The sequence below is a fragment of the Microbacterium sp. MF43 genome (genome assembly GCF_012847295.1).
Classification (GTDB): Bacteria; Actinomycetota; Actinomycetes; order Actinomycetales; family Microbacteriaceae; genus Microbacterium.
Genome location: NZ_JABBDY010000002.1, coordinates 306,741 through 325,895, shown reverse-complemented (window position 1 = coordinate 325,895; position 19,155 = coordinate 306,741). Strand labels below are relative to the sequence as shown.

General features: G+C 71.6%; 15 protein-coding genes. 6 read left to right on the top strand and 9 right to left on the bottom strand.

All coding sequences use genetic code 11. From position 1 onward, the window contains the following. Nucleotides 1-38: 38 nt before the first annotated feature. Nucleotides 39-2,348 carry a catalase/peroxidase HPI gene (katG, locus tag HF323_RS05870; RefSeq protein ID WP_169581651.1) on the top strand — a complete coding sequence of 770 codons (2,310 nt, stop codon included), beginning with the start codon at nt 39-41 and terminating at the stop codon, nt 2,346-2,348. 88 nt (nt 2,349-2,436) lie between these two features. Here katG and aqpZ read toward each other — a convergent pair whose 3' ends face one another. From aqpZ to HF323_RS05845, 6 genes are all read right to left on the bottom strand, one after another. Then, nucleotides 2,437-3,225, bottom strand: a complete 789-nt coding sequence (aqpZ, locus tag HF323_RS05865; RefSeq protein WP_169581650.1) for an aquaporin Z — start codon at nt 3,223-3,225, stop codon at nt 2,437-2,439. A 131-nt stretch (nt 3,226-3,356) separates the two neighbouring features. Further along, nucleotides 3,357-4,658 carry a DUF58 domain-containing protein gene (locus HF323_RS05860; RefSeq protein ID WP_169581649.1) on the bottom strand — a complete coding sequence of 434 codons (1,302 nt, stop codon included), beginning with the start codon at nt 4,656-4,658 and terminating at the stop codon, nt 3,357-3,359. 3 nt (nt 4,659-4,661) lie between these two features. Next, nucleotides 4,662-5,648: a MoxR family ATPase gene (locus HF323_RS05855; RefSeq protein ID WP_169581648.1), complete on the bottom strand. Its 987-nt coding sequence runs from the start codon at nt 5,646-5,648 to the stop codon at nt 4,662-4,664. Beyond that, complete coding sequence (locus tag HF323_RS05850; protein WP_317451005.1) at nt 5,645-6,850, bottom strand: DUF4350 domain-containing protein; 1,206 nt, start codon at nt 6,848-6,850, stop codon at nt 5,645-5,647. The genes HF323_RS05855 and HF323_RS05850 overlap by 4 nt, the downstream gene beginning before the upstream one ends. After that, nucleotides 6,847-7,548 (bottom strand): DUF4129 domain-containing protein, encoded by a 702-nt coding sequence (locus tag HF323_RS15395; RefSeq protein ID WP_223169294.1) that lies wholly within the window; start codon nt 7,546-7,548, stop codon nt 6,847-6,849. The genes HF323_RS05850 and HF323_RS15395 overlap by 4 nt, the downstream gene beginning before the upstream one ends. After that, nucleotides 7,539-8,987 (bottom strand): glycerophosphoryl diester phosphodiesterase membrane domain-containing protein, encoded by a 1,449-nt coding sequence (locus tag HF323_RS05845; RefSeq protein ID WP_169581646.1) that lies wholly within the window; start codon nt 8,985-8,987, stop codon nt 7,539-7,541. Before HF323_RS05845 ends, HF323_RS15395 begins: the two co-directional genes overlap by 10 nt. Nucleotides 8,988-9,216: 229 nt before the next feature. Here HF323_RS05845 and mtrA point away from each other — a divergent pair, with 229 nt between their 5' ends. The 5 genes from mtrA to raiA all read left to right on the top strand — a co-directional run bounded on the left by mtrA (nt 9,217) and on the right by raiA (nt 14,832). Beyond that, on the top strand, nt 9,217-9,897 hold the full coding sequence (gene mtrA, locus HF323_RS05840) for an MtrAB system response regulator MtrA (RefSeq protein ID WP_169581645.1): 681 nt from the start codon (nt 9,217-9,219) through the stop codon (nt 9,895-9,897). 7 nt (nt 9,898-9,904) lie between these two features. Continuing rightward, nucleotides 9,905-11,620 (top strand): MtrAB system histidine kinase MtrB, encoded by a 1,716-nt coding sequence (gene mtrB / locus HF323_RS05835; protein ID WP_169581644.1) that lies wholly within the window; start codon nt 9,905-9,907, stop codon nt 11,618-11,620. Next, nucleotides 11,617-13,302 (top strand): LpqB family beta-propeller domain-containing protein, encoded by a 1,686-nt coding sequence (locus tag HF323_RS05830; protein ID WP_169581643.1) that lies wholly within the window; start codon nt 11,617-11,619, stop codon nt 13,300-13,302. Before mtrB ends, HF323_RS05830 begins: the two co-directional genes overlap by 4 nt. Before the next feature lie 89 nt (nt 13,303-13,391). Next, a complete protein-coding gene (locus tag HF323_RS05825; protein ID WP_169581642.1) occupies nt 13,392-14,084 on the top strand; it encodes a phosphoribosyltransferase family protein in 693 nt (230 codons plus the stop codon). A gap of 88 nt (nt 14,085-14,172) precedes the next feature. Further along, nucleotides 14,173-14,832: a ribosome-associated translation inhibitor RaiA gene (gene raiA, locus HF323_RS05820; RefSeq protein WP_169581641.1), complete on the top strand. Its 660-nt coding sequence runs from the start codon at nt 14,173-14,175 to the stop codon at nt 14,830-14,832. A gap of 58 nt (nt 14,833-14,890) precedes the next feature. Here the strand turns inward: raiA and HF323_RS05815 are convergent, their stop codons facing one another. The 3 genes from HF323_RS05815 to HF323_RS05805 all read right to left on the bottom strand — a co-directional run bounded on the left by HF323_RS05815 (nt 14,891) and on the right by HF323_RS05805 (nt 19,017). Next, a complete protein-coding gene (locus HF323_RS05815) occupies nt 14,891-16,246 on the bottom strand; it encodes a hypothetical protein (protein ID WP_169581640.1) in 1,356 nt (451 codons plus the stop codon). A 128-nt stretch (nt 16,247-16,374) separates the two neighbouring features. Further along, the gene (locus HF323_RS05810; protein ID WP_169582120.1) at nt 16,375-18,126 is read right to left on the bottom strand and encodes a DEAD/DEAH box helicase; all 1,752 of its coding nucleotides are present in this window, start codon (nt 18,124-18,126) and stop codon (nt 16,375-16,377) included. Nucleotides 18,127-18,414: 288 nt separating this feature from the next. Then, complete coding sequence (locus tag HF323_RS05805) at nt 18,415-19,017, bottom strand: PadR family transcriptional regulator (protein WP_169581639.1); 603 nt, start codon at nt 19,015-19,017, stop codon at nt 18,415-18,417. Between the last annotated feature and the right edge of the window lie 138 nt (nt 19,018-19,155).

Here is a 19,155-nt window from a genome sequence, read left to right as displayed (position 1 = left end):
CCATCTCATCCCGAAAGCCCCCGCAGGAAGGAACGGCCATGACCGACAGCAATCCGGTGATCCCCGAGATCGGCGAGAACCCCACCGACGCCGACCAGGCGGTCACCCCGATCGACACGCCCGTCGACGAGCGCGAGGACGGCGAGACCCGCCCCCGCCCGAACGAGGCCGAAGGCTGCCCCGTCATCCACGGCGGCCAGCCCCACCCGACGACCGGCAACGCGAACTCGGTGTGGTGGCCCAACCAGCTCAACCTCAAGATCCTCGCCAAGAATCCGGCGGTCGCGAACCCCCTCGACGAGGACTTCGACTACCGTGCGGCCTTCGAATCGCTCGACCTCGCGGCCGTCAAGGCCGACATCGCCGAGACCCTCACGACGTCGCAGGACTGGTGGCCGGCCGACTTCGGCAACTACGGGCCGCTCATGATCCGCATGGCCTGGCACAGCGCCGGCACCTACCGCATCACCGACGGCCGTGGCGGCGGCGGCGCGGGACAGCAGCGCTTCGCCCCGCTCAACAGCTGGCCCGACAACGTCAACCTCGACAAGGCCCGTCGCCTGCTCTGGCCGGTCAAGAAGAAGTACGGCCAGGCTCTGTCGTGGGCCGACCTGATGATCCTCGCCGGTAACGTCGCGCTCGAGTCGATGGGCTTCGAGACGTTCGGCTTCGCAGGCGGTCGTGCCGACGTGTGGGAGCCCGACGCCGACGTCTACTGGGGCCCTGAGACCACCTGGCTCGCCGACGAGCGCTACTCGGGCGACCGCGACCTCGAGCGACCCCTCGCCGCCGTGCAGATGGGCCTCATCTACGTCAACCCCGAGGGGCCGAACGGCAACCCCGACCCGATGGCCTCCGCGCGCGACATCCGCGAGACGTTCGGCCGGATGGCGATGAACGACGAGGAGACCGTCGCCCTCATCGCGGGCGGTCACACGTTCGGCAAGACGCACGGCGCCGCGCCCGACACCAATGTCGGCGACAACCCCGAGGCCGCGGGCCTCGAGGAGCAGGGTCTGGGCTGGAAGAACGGCCACGGAACGGGCAAGGGCGATGACACCATCACCTCAGGCCTCGAGGTGACGTGGACCTACCACCCCACTCGCTGGGACAACGAGTTCTTCCACATCCTCTACGCGTACGAGTGGGAGCTCATGCGCAGCCCGGGCGGCGGGCACCAGTGGCGTCCGATCAACGGCGGCGGCGCCGACATGGTCCCGCTCGCGCACTCCAACGGCCGCCGCGAGCCCCGCATGCTCACGAGCGACCTCGCGCTGCGCACCGACCCCGAGTACGACAAGATCTCGCGTCGCTTCAAGGACGACCCCGAGGCGTTCGCCGACGCCTTCGCCCGCGCGTGGTTCAAGCTCACTCACCGAGACATGGGGCCGATCGAGCGCTACCTCGGACCCGAGGTCCCCGCCGAGGAGCTGCTGTGGCAGGACCGCGTCCCGGCCGTCGATCACGAGCTGATCGATGCCGCCGATGCGGCAGCGCTGAAGGACCGGGTGCTCGCGTCCGGCCTCACGGTGTCGGAGCTCGTCGAGACGACGTGGGCCGCAGCATCCTCGTTCCGCGGCAGCGACAAGCGCGGCGGCGTCAACGGCGCCCGCATCCGCCTGGCTCCGCAGAAGGACTGGGAGGTCAACAAGCCGGGGCAGCTCGCCAAGGTGCTCGACGTGCTGGAGCAGATCCGGACTTCCTTCAACGAGGGGCGCACCGACGGCAAGCAGGTCTCGCTCGCCGACCTCATCGTGCTCGCCGGCAACGCGGCGGTCGAGAAGGCGGCCGCAGACGCCGGTGTCGAAGCCGAGGTCGCCTTCCACCCGGGTCGCACCGACGCCACGCAGGAGCAGACCGACGTGGAGTCGTTCGCCTTCCTCGAGCCGATCACCGACGGCTTCCGCAACTACTACGGCCCGCGTGCGTTCATGCCCGAGGAGCACCACCTCATCGATCGCGCCAACCTGCTGACGCTGTCGGCGCCCGAGCTGACCGTGCTCGTGGGCGGTCTGCGCGTGCTCGGCGCCAACTGGGATGACTCCGACTACGGCGTCTTCACCGACCGCAAGGGCGTCCTCACGAACGACTTCTTCGTGAACCTGCTCGACCTCGGCACCACGTGGAAGCCGCTCGATCCCGGTGCGCACGCCTTCTCGGGCACGAAGGACGGCTCGGGCGAGCCCGTCGGCGTCGGCACGCGCGTCGACCTGCTGTTCGCCTCGAACTCCGAGCTCCGCGCCGTCGCCGAGGTCTACGCCTCGGACGACGCGAAGGAGAAGTTCGTGCGCGACTTCGTGAAGGCGTGGGGCAAGGTCACCGAGCTGGACCGGTTCGACCTGGCCTGATCCCCCCGCATACGCAGAAGCGGCCCGTCCCCCGGAGGGGCGGGCCGCTTCCGTGCGGCGCAGACGCGGCGCGGCGAGCGTCGACAGGTCAGCGGACGCGCGCCTCCGCCTGGTCCGACGGCAGCGAGCCCTTCGGCTCGAACAGGGCGCGGTGGAGCAGGCCTGCGAGCAGGCCGCCGACGATCGGGAACACGAGGAAGACCCACAGCTGCGCCAGCGCATCGACGCCGCCGTAGATCGCCGAGGCGATCGATCGCGCCGGGTTCACCGACGTGTTGTCGATCGGAATGGAGATGAGGTGGATGAGGGTGAGCGTGAGGCCGATCGCCAGCGGGGCCAGGGCGGCGGTGCCGCGCGTCGTATGGGTCACGCCCAGGATGATCAGCACGAAGATCGCTGTCAGCAGCACCTCCGCGATGATCGCCGCGCCGATCCCGAACCCGCCGGGGGACTGCTCGCCGAAGCCGTTCGACGCGAAGCCCGCGTCCTGCGCGGACACCAGCCAGTCACCGGGACCGAACAGGCCGATGAGGTAGATCGCGGTCGTGCCGAGCGCGCCGCCGATGACCTGGGCGATGATGTATCCGCCCGAGTTGCGCCATGAGAAGCGTCCCGCGGCTGCCAGGCCCAAGGTGATGGCGGGGTTGAAGTGGCCGCCCGAGATCGGGCCCCACGCGTACGCGCCCGCCACGACGGTGAGGCCGAAGGCGAGAGACACCCCCACGAAGGCGATGCCGAGCGGGTTGGTCTCGGATCCCGCGGGGAAGTTCGCGGCGAACAGGGCGCTGCCGACGCCGCCGAACACGAGAAGGAACGTTCCGAGAGCCTCCGCGACGAGCTTGTTCGCGGTGGTGGGATTTCTGATGGCATCCGACATGGCGGACTCCTTTCCTCGACGCGAGGGTAGCGGCACCTTCAGCGGACTCCCAGGAAGCGGGCGCGAGTGTCCGCCGATGGGTGCGGGCTCCGGTCGGGGCCCGGGCCAGGATCTGCTCGGCACCCCGCTGGTCAGAGCCTTCCGGCGGCTTTGAGCGCGAGGTACCTGTCCGCGATGCGCGGAGGAAGCCGGTCGGGCGAGTCCGCGATCGCCTCGGCTCCGGCGCGTCCGATCGCGGCCGCGACGACCGCGGCATCCCGAGCCGTCTTCTCGGCGGCCGCTTCGCGATAGACGGATGCCGCGTCCGGCCGCTGCTCGCGGGGTGCGGGCTCGTCGGTCACCGTGCCCACGAGGACGTGGGTGCGCTGCGACAAGGCAGGGAGAGAGCCGAGGAAACCTCGAGCGGCGTCGGTGGAGTCCTGCGCGGTCAACAGGACGACCAGCGATGGGCGCGACGTGAGCCGGCGCACCTGCGCGAACGCGGCGTCCCAGTCCGTGTCGATGAGCTGCGGTTCGATCGGGGCCATCGCATCAACGAGGGCGGGAAGCAGCGCGGGACCGTCGACGCGCGTGACGCGTGCGCGGGTGACCCTGTCGAACATCAGCAGGTGGGTGTGGTCGCCGGCGCGGGTGGCGAGCGCCGCCAGCAGGAGCGCGGCCTCCATAGCCGCGTCCATCCGCACGCCGTCGCCCACACGTGCGGCGGAGGTCCGCCCGGTGTCGATCACGATGACCACGTGCCGATCGCGTTCGGGCCGCCACGTGCGGAGCATCGTCGTGCTCGCCCTCGCCGTGGCGCGCCAGTCGATGGAGCGCACGTCGTCGCCGCGGACGTACTCGCGGAGGCTGTCGAACTCGGTGCCCTGTCCGCGCATCTGAACGCTGGTGTTGCCATCGAGCTCCCGCAGCCGCGCGAGCCTCGAGGGCAGGTGCCGGCGTGCGGTGAAGGGCGGCAGCACGCGGATGGCACCGGGGGAGTCGAGACGCGCTTGGCGCCCGGCCAGCCGGAGCGGCCCGTCCGACCGGATCACCACGAAGCGCGACCGCAGCTCGCCACGCCGTCGCGGAAGGAGGGGGATCGTGAACGTGCGGCTCTCGCCCGGGGGAACGGCGAGCGGAATGCGCGCATCCGGAGCGCCGGCGGTCGGCTGCCACGCATCCCGGAACCGGCCGTGCACGGTGCGGCTGCCGTCGTTGCGCAGACGCACGTCCGCAGCCGTGTGCTCACCGAGCAGGACGCGCCCGGGGACGCGACGCGACACCTCCAGGCGCCGGGGGTCGGGGGCAGCGGCCGCATCGCCGATCGCCGCGATCGTGCAGAAGAGCACCCAGCCCGCCGTCGCCAGCCAGGCGTCGACACCGGCCGTCGAGAGCAGGACGACGGGCACGGCGCCGAGGGCGACGAGGAGGACGAGGCGGCCGGTGAGGTACATGCGTCAGATGGGAACGCGCGTCTGCTGCACGACCGAGCCGAGGACGGCGTCGACCGAGACGCCCTCGAGTTCGGCATCGGGGCGAAGCCGGATGCGGTGACGCCATGTCGGGACGAGCATCGTCTGCACGTGGTCGGGGGTGATGGCGGGGTAGCCGCCGAGCCAGGCCCAGGCTTTCGCGGCGGCCAGCAGCGCCGTCGCCGCGCGGGGGCTGACGCCCAGCTGGACGGACGGGCTCCGCCGGGTGGCCTGAGCGAGGTCGACGACATAGCCGAGCACGTCGTCCGAGACGGTGACGGATGCCGCGGCGCGCTGCGCCGCGTGGATCTCGTCGGCGCTCGCGGCGGGGCGCAGGCCGGCGGCCGCCAGATCGCGGGGATCGAAGCCGCTCGCGTGCCGCCGCAGCACCGCCAGCTCGGCATCCCGCGCCGGCACCTCGACGACCAGCTTGAGCAGGAACCGGTCGAGCTGCGCCTCCGGGAGCGTGTATGTTCCCTCGTGCTCGACGGGGTTCTGCGTCGCCGCGACGAGGAACGGCTCGGGGAGTGCGCGCGTCACGCCGTCGGAGGAGACCTGCCGCTCCTCCATCGCTTCGAGGAGCGCGGCCTGCGTCTTCGGCGGCGTGCGGTTGATCTCGTCCGCCAGCACGATATTGGTGAACACCGGGCCCTCGCGGAACTCGAACTCGCCGGTCTTGGCGTCGTAGACGAGCGAGCCGGAGACGTCGCCGGGCATCAGGTCCGGGGTGAACTGGATGCGCTTGGTGTCGAGGCCGAGCGCCGCGCTGAAGGCCCGCACGAGGAGAGTCTTCGCGACGCCCGGAACCCCCTCGAGCAGCACGTGGCCGCGGGCGAGGAGCGCGATGAGCAGGCCCGTGACGGTGCCGTCCTGGCCGACGACCGCCTTCCCGACCTCGAGGCGCACACGGTTCATCGCTTCGCGCAGCGCGGCGTCGTCGGCAGGCGGCACGAGCGGGGGAGCGTCGGTCATCGGGACTTCCTTTCGGGGCGGGTCGCCGCGTGGACGGCGTCCTCGAACTGTCGGAGGCGGAGGCTGAGCGCGACGAGGTCCGCGTCGCCGCCCGGGACGTCGTCGAGCAGGAGCCGGCGGGCGTATCCGGCGTCGACGCCCGCGCGGGCGGCCGCGGCGTCGGCGATCTCGGGTGCGGAGGCGGCGGCGCCGAGTGCGAGCGCGCGACCCAGACGCTCGAGCGCGCCGAGTCGCAGCTGATCGGCGGCGTGCAGGCTGTCGTGGGACTGCGCGTAGAGGCGGGCGCGGCCCTCGGTCGTCTCGGAGGCACGGACGGTCACGGGCAGTCTCTCAGCGACGAGCGGGCCGAAGCGGCGACCGCGCCAGATGCCCGCGGCGACGCCCGCGACGAGGAGCAGCACGATCACGGGGCTCACCCACGGCGGCGTCAGGTCGCCGAGCGTCGGGTCGGCGTCGGCGATGTCGGTGTCCCCCGGTCCCGGCTGGTACCAGACGACCAGCGGATGCCGCCCCATGAGGTTCACCGCGAGGGCGGCGTTCCCGTCGTCGGCGAGGTGCTCATTGGTGAACAGCACCGTGCCGTCCACGGCGGCGCGCCGTCGCTCGCCCGTCTCGTCCACGAGGAGGGCGAATCCGTCGCCGACGGGATAGCACTCGGCCGCCGGTGGTTCGCCGTCTACCGAGAAGAGGGTTCCCGGCCGGATCGGGCCCGAGCGGACCGCGTCGCCGAGCTCGCACGCGGGATCGGTCGACCCCTCCGAAGCCCCGGCGGCGAACCGGGCGCCGGGGATCAGCATGTCGAGGGTGCGCGATCGTGGATCGATCGAGACGACATCGGTTGCGGTGTCGAGAAGGAGGCGCAGCCCGTCGTCGGAGAGCGCGGGCGTGTCGGGCAGGACGAGAGTCGCCGGCTCCCCGCTCAGCGCGGCCAGGGCGGAGTCTCGGTCGCGCACCACTTCGACCTCGACGCCGTGCTGACGGAGGATCTGGACGAGGGCGCGCGTGCCGCCCGGGCCGGTGGACTCCGGATCGAGGGCGCCGCGCTGGCTCCACGCCGACGCCGCCGTGATCACGGCGCCGACCGCGCCGGCGATGACGAGCACGACGCCGATGAGCACCCACACGCCGACCTGCCGGCCGCGGGGCGTCGGATCGTCGTTGGTCGCGGATGTCGGGGCCAGCGCCTCCGCCGGCGCGCTCACGCGAGCGCCTCCGCGGTGACGGCGGGCCGGGCGCCGGCGACGGCGGCGTCGGTGTCGGCGACGAGTCGGTACAGCTCGGCCGTGCCGGGGCGGCGCAGGTAGCGCACATCGTCGAACGCGCTCGCGGCGGCCTCGAGCCGTTCCGCGAGGCCGGGGAAGACGCGGCCGGCCGCCCGTGCGAAGGCGTGCACCGTGGCGCCCGGGGGAGTGTCGACCACGCCGCGCTCGACGCACCCGCGTGCCAGCGCGCGGAAGTGCAGGACGATGGCCGCCTCCCATTCCTCGCGGCGGGCATGGGATGCCGCGGCCGAGCGCAGCTCGGCGGCGGAGCGGTCCTCGGCCTCTCCGAAGAGATGCCCGCGCGGGGCGGGCGCGCGCCTGGTCGAACGGGGAATCCCCCACACGGCGAACGCGACGAGGATCACGAGCACGACCACGACGGCCGCGACGACGGCGACCAGCGGGCCCAACGAGCCGGAGAGCTCGGCCGAGAACAGGTTCTCGAAGAACTCCGCGATGGCGCGGGCGATGAGATCGATGGGGGTCGGCTCGGCCATGTCGTACTGCGGCCGGGAGAGCTCCTCTTCCGCCCACTCGCGGGCCTCGTCGCCGTCCGGGGTGAGCGGTGGCACGCCGTCGGCGCGCCAGGAGCTCAGGAGACGGGCGGCCGTCAGCGCTCCCGGGACGGTCAGGCCCACGGCGACTCTCGGTCGACGCCGTCGGCCGGCGCGCCGGGTGCGCGCCAGGATGTCGCCGCCGGCGCGTCCTCTGCCGCCTCCGGCGACAGGGGAGGCGTCGCGGGCCCGCCCGATCCGGACGCGGCGGAGGGCGGCTGCGGAGCCGGCGGACCGGAGGGCGTCTGCGCGTAGGACGGCTGACCGGCCGGCGCCCCGTAAGGGGGCTGTGCATATGCGGGCGCCTGGCCGTACGGCGGCTGGACGGCGGCCGGCGAGTACGCAGAGGGCTGCGCGTACGTCGGCGACATCGGATACGCGGGTGCTCCCATCGGGGCGTACGCGGGTGCGGCGTACCCCGGCGCAGGGTATCCGGGTGCGTATCCCTGCGCCGGCGGGTAGCCGCCGACGAAGCGGGGCGCCATGACCCTTCCGACGTTCTGGCGGTAGGGGTCGGGCAGATCGGCGGCGCCGGCATCCCGCCTCTCGACATACGCGAGCAGGTCGAGGTCGAGACCCTCGTGCCGCATGCGGCAGTCGATGTAGATGATGGCGGTCGCGGTGGCCTGCACGACGACCGCGACGGACTGGATGAGCAGCGTCACCACCTGCGTGAGGAGGCCCGCGACGATCAAGGCGATGATCGCCGACGGCTCCGTCGCGCCCGTCGGGGCGATGATCGTGGACAGTCCGCCCGACAGGAAGCTGAAGGGGACGCTGATGACCTGGGCGACGAACCCGAAGACCACCGAGATCAGGAAGATGACGCCCAGCGTGGGCCAGAACCGACGGCGGGTGAGCGTCCACGAGCGCGCGAGCGCCCGGCCGATGGTGGCGTGCTCGAGGATGATGGCGGCCGGCACGAGCAGGAGCTTCACCATCAGCCACCAGGTCAGCGGGATCGCCGCGAGGATCACGAGCAGCGTGAGGGCGATCGCGGCGGGGCCCGCTGCCACCGCGACCGAGAAGATCGCGACGGCGACGACGGCGACAGCGGCGACGACGGCGAGGATGACGAGGAGCGCGTAGCCGATGAGTCGCCAGACGACCGGCTTGACCTGCCGCCAGAGGCCGCCGAGGGTCAGCTTCTCGGCGACCGCGGCGTGCGCGACCTCGGTGACGACGATGCCCTGGACGATGACGCTCAGCGCACCGGCGGCCAGGCCCAGCACGAGCCCGACGACGAGCGTGATGGCTGTCGACCCCGCGAAGACCGCGTCGAACTCGTCGGTGCCGGGGCGCAGGGTGTCGAGCCGGCTGAACGACAGGAACGCGACCCCGGCGACGGCGGCGAGCACGACCACATACGCGAGGGTCTGCACGATCAGCGCGAACCCCAGGAGCACGCGCGGGTTCTGACGCAGCGCCGAGAACGAGCGTCCGAGGATGGTGCCGAAGGGCAGCGGGTGCAGCGGGATGATCCCGGGGCGGGATGCGGGCGTCCAGGCCGGATACGCGGTCACGGGCGTTCCCCTCGTGGGTCTTGTGCGGGCTCGGGGACGGCGATGCCCGGATGGTCCCTATCGTGTCATATCGGACGCGCGCGCCGACGGCGTGAATCGCCCGCTCGGCGGCATCACGGCCCGTGTTAGGCCTGCGCTCAGGCGTCGTCGACTACTCTGTGGGGAGCGCAAGGGGAAGGCGCCATCCGCGCCCTGCCCGCGCGAACTCAGAGAAGGACGAATCCGCGCGATGACTTCACGCATCCTGGTGGTCGACGACGACACCGCCCTCGCCGAGATGATCGGCATCGTGCTGCGCACTGAGGGATTCGACACCGTCTTCTGCTCCGACGGCGCGCAGGCGGTCGAGGCGTGGCGCACCGAGCGCCCGGACCTCATCCTCCTCGACCTCATGCTCCCGGGCATGGACGGGATCGAGATCTGCACGCGGGTGCGCGCCGAATCCGGCGTCCCGATCATCATGCTGACCGCCCGCACCGACACCGCCGACGTGGTGAAGGGCCTCGAGTCCGGGGCCGACGACTACATCGTCAAGCCGTTCAACCCCAAGGAGCTGGTGGCGCGCATCAAGACCCGGCTGCGCCCCGCCAGCCAGCCCGCCAACGACCACCTGCGCATCGGTGACCTGACGGTCGACGTCGCAGCCCACGAGGTCCGACGCGGGGACGCGCCGATCGCGCTGACGCCGCTCGAGTTCGAGCTGCTCGTCGCGCTCGCGTCCAAGCCGCAGCAGGTGTTCTCGCGCGAGATGCTGCTCGAGCAGGTGTGGGGTTACCACTACAAGGCCGACACCCGCCTGGTGAACGTGCACGTGCAGCGGCTTCGCGCCAAGGTCGAGCTCGACCCCGACAATCCCAAGATCGTGACCACCGTGCGCGGCGTCGGCTACCGTGCCGGTGCCGTCGTGTGAGGTCACGATGGCAGCCCCGACCACGGGGGTGACGGCGACCCGGACGCCGCTGGCCGGATGGCGTGACTGGCGCGCCTGGCCGGGCAGCCTCGCCGCGCTGTGGCGGCGTTCGCTGCGCTTCCGCACGATCATGGTGACCCTGGGCCTCACGGCCCTCGCGGTGATCGTCGCGTGCGTGTGGATGGCGCTCGCGATCCAGAACGATCTGTTCGTCTCGCGCAAGGACCAGGTCCTCCTCGACGCGCAGCGCGCCGCGGCGGCCACCCAGCTGACGCTCGACAGCACCACCTCGCAGTCCGACGGGGTGCAGCTGCAGAACGTGGGCGTTCTGGTCGACAACACCCTGAGCCAGCAGTCGGCGAGCGACGCGTACGCGGTCTTCCGGATCGGACCGCCCTCGACCAACGCCCCGCAGGACTTCACGTCCGACCTCGGCTTCGAGGAGCTTCTGAGCGACGGGCTGCGGGAGAGCGTGCGGGCGAACGACGACCGGCAGGTGTGGCAGTCGGTGGGACTGCCGACCGACGACGGCGCGACGGTTCCCGGGATCATCGTCGGTCAGCAGCTGACGGTCCCGGGCGTAGGCCCCTACGAGCTGTACCTCGCCTATGACCTGGCGAACGCGCCGCAGACCCTCGGCTTCGTTCAGGGGACGCTGTGGATCGTGGGAATCGGGCTGGTGCTGCTCATCAGCGGCATCGCGTGGTTCGTGCTTCGTTCGGTGACGACCCCGATCGGCGAGGCGGCCGACACGAGCGCGAAGCTCGCGGCGGGCGAGCTCGGGGTCCGGCTCCCGGTGCGCGGCGAGGATGAGCTGGCGACGCTCGGCCGCTCCTTCAATGCCATGGCCGACAGCATCGAGTCGCAGATCAAGGAGCTCGCCGACCTCTCCCTCGTCCAGCAGCGGTTCGTCTCCGACGTCTCGCATGAGCTCCGGACGCCGTTGACGACGATCCGCCTCGCCGCCGACATGATCAACGATCAGCGCGAGGACTTCGATCCGGCCACCGCGCGCGCCGCCGAGCTCCTCAACAACCAGGTGCAGCGCTTCGAGACGCTGCTGACGGACCTCCTCGAGATCAGCCGGTACGACGCCGGGTCGGTGCAGCTGGAATTGGAGCCCACGAGCCTGGCGCACCTCGCCGAGGACGTCATCGCGTCGATGGAGCAGCTCGCCGAGCAGCACTCCACCGATGTTCGGCTCGTCGCGCCCGGGGGATACTCGCCGGTGGACATGGACCCTCGGCGCGTGCGCCGCATCGTGCGCAACCTGCTCGGCAACGCGATCGAGCACGGCGAGGGCAGGCCGATCGTGGTGACCGTCGACAGCGACCAGCAGTCGGTCGCGCTGGGCGTACGCGACTACGGCCTCGGCATGAAGCCCGAGGACGTCGAGCGGGTGTTCGACCGGTTCTGGCGCGCCGACCCGTCGCGGACGCGCACGATCGGCGGCACGGGCCTGGGACTGTCCATCGCCCTCGGCGACGCGCGACTGCACGGCGGCGAGCTGGCCGTCTGGTCGGCGCCCGGTCGCGGCACCAACTTCGTCCTCACGCTGCCCCGCAAGGGCGAACGGCTCACGGGGCCCTCTCCGATCCCGCTCGATCCGGGCGACGACTCGGTCGCGCCCGTCGACGCCCTCGGCCTGACCCAGCCGCTGCCGGTTCCGCGCGAGAGCGGTGCGGTGGCGACGGATGCCTCGGCGAACGGCGGTGCGACGTGACGGCGCGGCGCGGCATCCTGTCCCTGATCGTCGCCGTCCTGGCGATCGCCCTCACCGCCTGCGCGGGTCTGCCGACGAGCGGCAAGGTCAACTACGGCCTGAGCACGGCCGATACGCCCGATTCGGAGGACGTGACGTTCCTGCTGCCGGACAGTCCGCAGCCGGGCGCGACACCCGAGCAGATCGTCGAGGGATTCATCCGCGCGGGCTCAGGCCCGGGCCTGGGGGCGCGCTGGGAACGCGCGCGCGAGTTCCTCACGCCCGACTTCGCCGATGTCTGGGATCCCGGCGCGGGTGTCACGGTCGATGTCTTCGAGGATCGCGTGTACACCGAGCCGAGTGAAGGCGTCGTCTCGCTGTCGCTCACCGCGGCGGCGACCGTCGACGCGAAGGGCATGTACGAGCGGAGCGCGCTCGCTGCGCAGACGCTGCCGTTCGAGCTCGAGCAGGTCGACGGGGAATGGCGCATCAGCGCGGCGTTCGACGGCGTGGTGCTCGATCGGGAGCAGTTCCCCCGCGTGTTCCACAACTACTCCCTGACCTACTTCGATCCGTCGTGGCAGTTCCTCGTGCCCGACACGCGATGGTTCCCGACGACCAATGCGGTCCGCGAGGTCGCGTTCAGACTGGTGAACGACCCGCGCAGCGAGTGGCTGGCCGAGTCGGTGGTCAGCGCGTTCCCCGAAGGAGTCGAGGTGCTCGCGGTGGTTCCGCAAGCGGGGAACAGCTACGAGATCGACCTCTCGGTGGCCGCGCTGTCGGCCGACGCCGCGACCCTCGACCGCATGTACACGCAGCTGCGGAGCAGTCTCGCGACCGCGGGCGTCTCGGACGTCGAACTCACCGTCCAGTCGGCGCCCATCGATGTCGACACGGTGGCTGTGCGCTCCACGCGCATCCAGGGGGCGCCTCTGGTGCTCACCGAGGAAGGCTTCGGCTTCCTGGTGGGCGATGAGCTGGAGCCGGTGCAGGGCATCTCCGAGGGCGTTCAGGAGCTGGCGCCGGTGGCTGTGCAGCTCGGCGCCGATCGCACGATGGCGGCCGCTCGACTGGCCGGGGGCGAAGTCGCCCGGATCCGGGATGACGCGACCTACGACGTGATCGACTCCCGGGCGGGCCTGGTGGATCCCTCGATCGATCCGTTCGGCATGGTGTGGACCGTGCCCCGGAACCAGCCGTCGGCGGTCAAGGTGCACCTCGTGGACGGCCTTGCGCCGATCGACGTCGTCAACGCCTTTCCGGGCGCGACGAGCGTGAGCTCCCTGACGGTCTCGCGCGATGGGACCCGGGTCGCTGCCGTGGTCACGGCAGGCGGACGAACCGCGCTGTGGGTGGCGGGCGTCATCCGCGATGCGGATCTCGTGCCGATCCGGCTGGGCGACCCGATTGCGCTCAGCCCCGTGGCGGGCACCGGCCGCGGAGCGGCGTGGCTCGACGACCTCTCCGTGGGCGTGCTGTCGGGCGACTCCGAAGGCACCACCGTCCTCGAACAGGTGGTGGGCGGGACGTCGTCGACCAGCAGCGCACCGGCCGGGATGGTCGCGATCGCCGGCGGCACGTCGCTGTCGAGCGCACGCCTGCGGGCAGACGACGGCACGCTGTCGGTGAAGCGGGGCACCAGCTGGCAGCCGACCGCGACCGGGGTGCTGGTGCTCGCGACCCAGCAGGGTTCCCCGGAGTAGGTTCCTCCCCAGCCGGGCCGGTCGTGCGCGAGCCCTCCGGATGCAGTTGAGACGACGGGCGGACCGCTTCCGCCTGGCACAGTGCGGCCATGGATCCTCGCGCATCGTCCGTCGTGCGGTCGGCGCTCGCCGATGCCCTCACCCTGCTTCTGCCGATCACCTGCGCCGGGTGCGACGCCCTCGACATAGACCTGTGCGCGCAGTGTGTCGCCGCCCTTCGACCCGCCCCTCGTGCGCAGGTGCTTCAGACGGCGGGCGCGCCGGTCGAGCTGTGGAGCGGCATGTCGTTCGAGGGTGTGCCGGCGCGGGTCATCCGTGCCCTCAAGGAGGACGGGCGGACTCCGCTCGCCCGTTCTCTGGCTCCCGCGCTCGCCGCCGCGGCCGCAGGCCTCGACGCACCCGACGCGGTCTCGGTGCCCCTGCCCACGTCGCGCGCGTCCTATCGGCGGCGCGGGTACCGGGTGCCGGACCTCCTCGCGACGCGCGCGGGCCTCCCTGTTGCGCGACTGCTGCGCCCGGCGCGGCGCACGCGGGATCAGCGAGGCCTCGGCCGCGAGGAGCGCGGACGGAACGTCGCGGGGAGTCTTCGGGCGACGGATGCCTCTGGCCGCCGCGTCATCGTCGTCGACGATGTCGTGACCACCGGCGCCAGCCTCGCCGAGGCCGTGCGAGCGCTGCGGGACGCCGGTGCGGAGGTCGTGGGAGCGGCCACCGTGGCGGCCACGCCGCTGCGGGTGAACACGTCGTGGCGGGGGACGGACACTTTCCAAACTGACAGGTGACATGTGCACCCCGCCGGGCTACCGTGGGGGGCACAAGGCGACTGAAGGTCCGCCCTTGGCCGGGAGGACCGGAACAAGGAGGTCAGGGATGGAAACCAGCATCGTCGGCGTGGGAGTGGGGATCACAGATCGCTTCCGCTCGGTCGTCGAAGACAAGGCCGCCCGCATCGAACACCTCGCTCCGCGCGCGCAGCGCGTGGACATCAAAGTCACACATCGCGCCTATCACAACGGCCGCGTGGAAGACGACACCGTCGAGCTGACGCTCACCGGAAAGGGCCCGATCGTTCGGGCCGAGGCCACTGACGGTGACAAGTTCACCGCGCTCGACCTCGCGGTCGACAAGCTGTGCGAGCAGCTCCGCCGCGCCAAGGACAAGCGCGTGGACTCCCGCAACCATCCGCGCGGGGCCAAGCTCGACAAGGGGAGCGGGTCGATCCAGGGGATCGACGTGCAGCCCGCGTCCGTCGACGTGCTGCGCGCCGTCGCGACCGGCGAGATCCCCATCATCACCGGCAACGAGGAGGAAGAGGACTACACGCCCGTCGTCATCCGCACCAAGGAGTTCGAGCCGGAGTGGATGTCGGTCGAAGAAGCGGTCGACCGGATGGAGCTGGTCGGACACGACTTCTTCCTGTTCGTGGACGTCCGCACCGACCACCCGAGCGTCGTCTACCGCCGCAAGGGATGGGACTACGGCGTGATCTCGCTGACCACGCAGGCCGCACCCGAGGCGGTCGCCTCGTAGCAGACCAGGACGACGGATGCCCCGGCCAGCGCGGCCGGGGCATCCGTGCGTTCGCGCTTCACATGTCGATGAAGCCGTCGAGGATGCTCCCGATGACAAGGCCGCCCAGGATGCCGCCCATGAGGTCGGAGCCGCCACGGCGGCCGCCTCCCCAGCCCTGCTGGGGACCGCCCCACTGTCCCGGGCCGCCTTGCGGACGCGAGGAGTCGATGTCGCGCTGCGCGAGCTGGAGCGCCTCGCCGGCGAGGAAGGCCACGCGCCGCGCCATCGCCATGGACTGTTCGCGGTGGTCCTCGTCGATGCTCGTCGCGGCGCTCGCCGAGGTGCCCAGATAGCGGTCGAGGTCGATGCGGATGCGCTCCGCCTCGGCCAGACGGGTACGGGCGTCGGCGCCGATCCAGCCGCGGTGGCCGGCGATCACATCGCGCGCCACGGCGAGCTGGCGGTCGCCGTCGTCGATCGCGTGGCGCACGTGCTCGAGCGGCGGAATCGGCCGGGCCGCGCGCTCGCGGGCCTTGGCGATGGCCTCGTCGAGAGCGGCGTTGGCGGTGCGCAGACGGGACAGGAGAGTGAACGGGTCGGTGTTCACGCCCGCCGCCGGGAGCGATGCGAGCGCGGCCTGAAGGTCGCTGATCGCCGTGCTGACGGCGGGGGTGTGAGGTTCGCGCAGGGCGACGGCGATGTCTTCGCGCGAGTCCTCGACGATCGCGGCGAGCGTGGACTCGGCGCGCAGTGCCTCGACCTCGAAGGTCTCGACGGCGTCGATGAGCGTCGCCGCGCGGCGCGCCGCCTCGGTCGCCGCCTCGAGAGCGAGGTTCGCCTGCTCACGCTGCCCGGCCTCGCGCCGCCGCTCGGCGACACCGGCGCTGTGCTCGGCGAAGCCGATGAGCTGCTCGGCTTCGGCGGGATTCGCCTCGACCTGCGCGAGAGCGTCGGCGGAGTACCGCGCCCCCAGGCGCTGCACCGTCTCGCGCGCCTGGGGCACGCGGGCGAGGAGGCGCTGCGCGTCCGCGCGCACGCCGGCGATGATCTCGGGTGCCCGGCGGGCGCGCTCGATCGGGGCCGCGAGGGCCTCGGTGCGATCGTCGAGCAGGTCCTCCGCCCACTCGCACAGCTGCACGATGCGGGCGTTACGGGTGCGCAGCTCCTCGGGTGTGTCGGGGATCTCGTCGTGGTTCAGCTGGTGCAGGTGGAACGCCTCCGCCAGGTGCGTGCGCACGGCATCGAGCGCCTCGCGGAGGTCCTTGGTCGAACCCGGCCCGAGCTCGGCCTCCGCGAACGCGAGCTCGTCCGTCGTCACCCGGACGCGCTCGTCGGCCGAGACCAGAGCGGAGCGCGCCCGTCGGGCGAGGTCGGCGTCCTGCGCCTCGAGCTCTTCCTGTTCGCGTTTGCGCTTGCCCCAGAATCCGGCCATGCATCGATCCTACGGTCGGCCGCGCCGACCCGGCGGGCGCGTGCGGCTGCTGTGGACGGCGACGGGGCGCCGGGGCATCCGGTCACGACGCGTGCTCGCGTCCCGGAACCTCGACAACCGGCGCGACCTCAGCGGTCGCGGGTGTTGTGGCGGGGCTTCCTGTCTGCGCGGTCGAAGTCGCGGCCGCCCTCGCGGCGACGGCCCGGACCGCCGGTGTCGAGCCGGAGCTCGATCAGGCGACCGGAGATCCGCGTGTCCGAGAGCTTCTCGAGAGTCCCGCGGGGAAGGTCCGCGGGGAGCTCGACGAGCGAGAAGTCGGGCCGGATCTGGATCGCGCCGAAGTCGTCGCGGCGCAGGCCGCCCTCGTTCGCGAGCGCGCCGACGATCTGACGCGGTTCGACCCGGTGCCGCTTGCCGACCGCGATGCGGTACGTCGCCATGCCCTCGCGCGGTGCGCGGTCGCGGCGCGGCGGCCGGTCGTCGCCGGCGCGTCCGGGCCGGTCGTCCCGGTCGAAGCGGCCCCCGCGGTCGTCGCGGTCGCGGTCGCGGAACGGCCGGCTGGACGGCTCGGGGTCGGGCTCGAGCAGCAGCGGCGACTCGCCCTGCGCGACGACGGCGAGCGCCGCCGCCACGTCGACCTCGGGCACATCGTGATTGCGCACGTAGTGGGCCACGATGTCGCGGAAGCCTTCGATGCGCTCGGTCTCGGCGAGCGCCGCCGTGATGCGGTCGTCGAAGCGCGAGAGGCGCGTGACGTTGACCTCGTCGACGCTCGGCAGCTGCATCTCGGTGAGCTCCTGGCGCGTCGCGCGCTCGATCGCGCGCACGAGCCCGCGCTCACGCGGGGTGACGAAGCTGATGGCGTCACCGGAGCGACCTGCCCGGCCGGTGCGGCCGATGCGGTGCACGTAGGACTCGGTGTCGGTCGGGATGTCGAAGTTCACGACGTGCGAGATGCGCTCGACGTCGAGTCCGCGCGCCGCCACGTCCGTCGCGACGAGGATGTCGAGCTTGCCCGACTTGAGCTGGTTGACGGTGCGCTCACGCTGCACCTGCGCGATGTCGCCGTTGATCGCGGCGGCGGAATAGCCGCGGGCGCGAAGCTTCTCGGCGATCTCCTCGGTGACGCTCTTGGTGCGGCCGAACACGATCATGCCGTCGAAGTTCTCGACCTCGAGGATGCGGGTGAGGGCGTCCATCTTCTGCTGGAACGACACGATGAGGTACCGCTGCGCGATGTTGGCAGACGTCGTCGTCTTGCCCTTGACGGTGATCTCTTCGGGGTCGTGCAGGTACTGCTGCGACATGCGGCGGATCGTGGCGGGCATCGTCGCCGAGAACAGCGCGACCTGCTTCGTGTCGGGAGTCTCGGCGAGGATCGTCTCGACGTCCTCGGCGAAGCCCATCTTGAGCATCTCGTCGGCCTCGTCCAGGACGAGGTACTTGAGCTCCGACAGGTCGAGAGTGCCCTTGTCGAGGTGGTCCATGATGCGGCCCGGCGTGCCCACGATGATGTGGACGCCGCGGCGCAGCGCGGACAGCTGCACGCCGTAACCCTGGCCGCCGTAGACCGGCAGCACATGGACGCCCTTGAGATGCCCGGCGTACTTCTCGAACGCCTCGCACACCTGCAGGGCCAGCTCGCGCGTCGGTGCGAGGACCAGGGCCTGGGGGCTCTTCTGCGACAGGTCGAGACGGTCGATGATCGGCAACGCGAAGGCGGCGGTCTTGCCCGTGCCGGTCTGCGCCAGTCCGACGACGTCGCGCCCTGCCAGCAGGGTCGGGATGGTCGCGGCCTGGATCGCCGACGGAGTCTCGTAGCCGACGTCGCGCAGGGCCTTGAGCACCGCGTCGCCCAATCCGAGGTCGGAGAACGTCATCTCGGTGGGCTCGCTCGGAGCCTCGGCCTCGATCGGGGAATCGCTTTCGGTCACGCTTCAGGGTAGTGCGCGGCGCCTGGGAGGCGACAGGATGCCTCGCCCACCGCCGCTGACTCGACCGCTCAGGAGGGTGGTGCGGTCTGGTTGATCAGCGCGGTGATGTCGATCGGCTCGGTCGGCGGCAGGTGGATGGCCGCGGGGTCGATGGCGGGAACTGCAGTGCTCATGGGTCGTCCTCTCCGACGGTTCATCTGTAGGTGTCGGGGGAGGGCCGGTTCGTCTCAGCTTTCAGGCGACGGATGCCTCGGCCCGCGCGGGCCGGCCCCGCTTGGGTCGCTCCGTCGAGAGCTCGAGCGCCATGGCGTGGTCCGGACGCAGCGCGAGCTGCTGCTCGGCGTGGTCGAGCCAGCGCAGCTCCGACTCGGCGGCGAAGATCATCGAGTCCACGATGAGCGAACGCGCGAGCCCCTGCGCGGACGCGCGATCTGCGCCGGACTCCTTCCGCGCCGCGAGCGCCTGCAGCCGCCCGCGTGATGCGCGACGCTCCGTCTCGACGAGCAGGCCGACATCGACACCGGGGAGCGTGGCCGCGACGGCGAGCTTGATCGCGAGCTCGTCACGCGTCCCCGCGGTCCGTTCGACGGGAGACGACAGCCAGTCGCGAACCTCGGCGGCTCCGGCATCCGTGATCTCCCAGTACACGTGGCCGTGCTCGTCGGCGTCGCCCTTGGTGACCAGGCCGTCGCGCTCCAGGCGGTCGAGAGTGTTGTAGATCTGCCCGACGTTGAGCGGCCAGGTCGAGCCGGTGCGGCGGTCGAACTCCGCGCGCAGCTGATAGCCGTAGCACGGGCCCTGGTCGAGGATGGCGAGAAGGCCCTGCCGCACCGACATGCGATCTCCCGTCGTTCCTCTGCCGAGTATCTGATTGCCGAGTATATAGATACCGGGAAAACCGGCATCACCGCCACTCACACCCAGCGCACACCAAGGTCACGGGTGGATAACATAGGCAGGTATGCCCGGGCTCCG

Coding starts and splice junctions, on each gene's coding strand:
- katG (WP_169581651.1), top strand. CDS start 39: ATGACCGACAGCAATCCGGTGATCCCCGAGATCGGCGAGAACCCCACC.
- HF323_RS05860 (WP_169581649.1), bottom strand. CDS start 4,658: ATGTACCTCACCGGCCGCCTCGTCCTCCTCGTCGCCCTCGGCGCCGTG.
- HF323_RS05810 (WP_169582120.1), bottom strand. CDS start 18,126: ATGACGTTCTCCGACCTCGGATTGGGCGACGCGGTGCTCAAGGCCCTG.
- raiA (WP_169581641.1), top strand. CDS start 14,173: ATGGAAACCAGCATCGTCGGCGTGGGAGTGGGGATCACAGATCGCTTC.
- HF323_RS05805 (WP_169581639.1), bottom strand. CDS start 19,017: ATGTCGGTGCGGCAGGGCCTTCTCGCCATCCTCGACCAGGGCCCGTGC.
- mtrB (WP_169581644.1), top strand. CDS start 9,905: ATGGCAGCCCCGACCACGGGGGTGACGGCGACCCGGACGCCGCTGGCC.
- HF323_RS05815 (WP_169581640.1), bottom strand. CDS start 16,246: ATGGCCGGATTCTGGGGCAAGCGCAAACGCGAACAGGAAGAGCTCGAG.
- mtrA (WP_169581645.1), top strand. CDS start 9,217: ATGACTTCACGCATCCTGGTGGTCGACGACGACACCGCCCTCGCCGAG.
- HF323_RS05825 (WP_169581642.1), top strand. CDS start 13,392: ATGGATCCTCGCGCATCGTCCGTCGTGCGGTCGGCGCTCGCCGATGCC.
- HF323_RS05855 (WP_169581648.1), bottom strand. CDS start 5,648: ATGACCGACGCTCCCCCGCTCGTGCCGCCTGCCGACGACGCCGCGCTG.
- aqpZ (WP_169581650.1), bottom strand. CDS start 3,225: ATGTCGGATGCCATCAGAAATCCCACCACCGCGAACAAGCTCGTCGCG.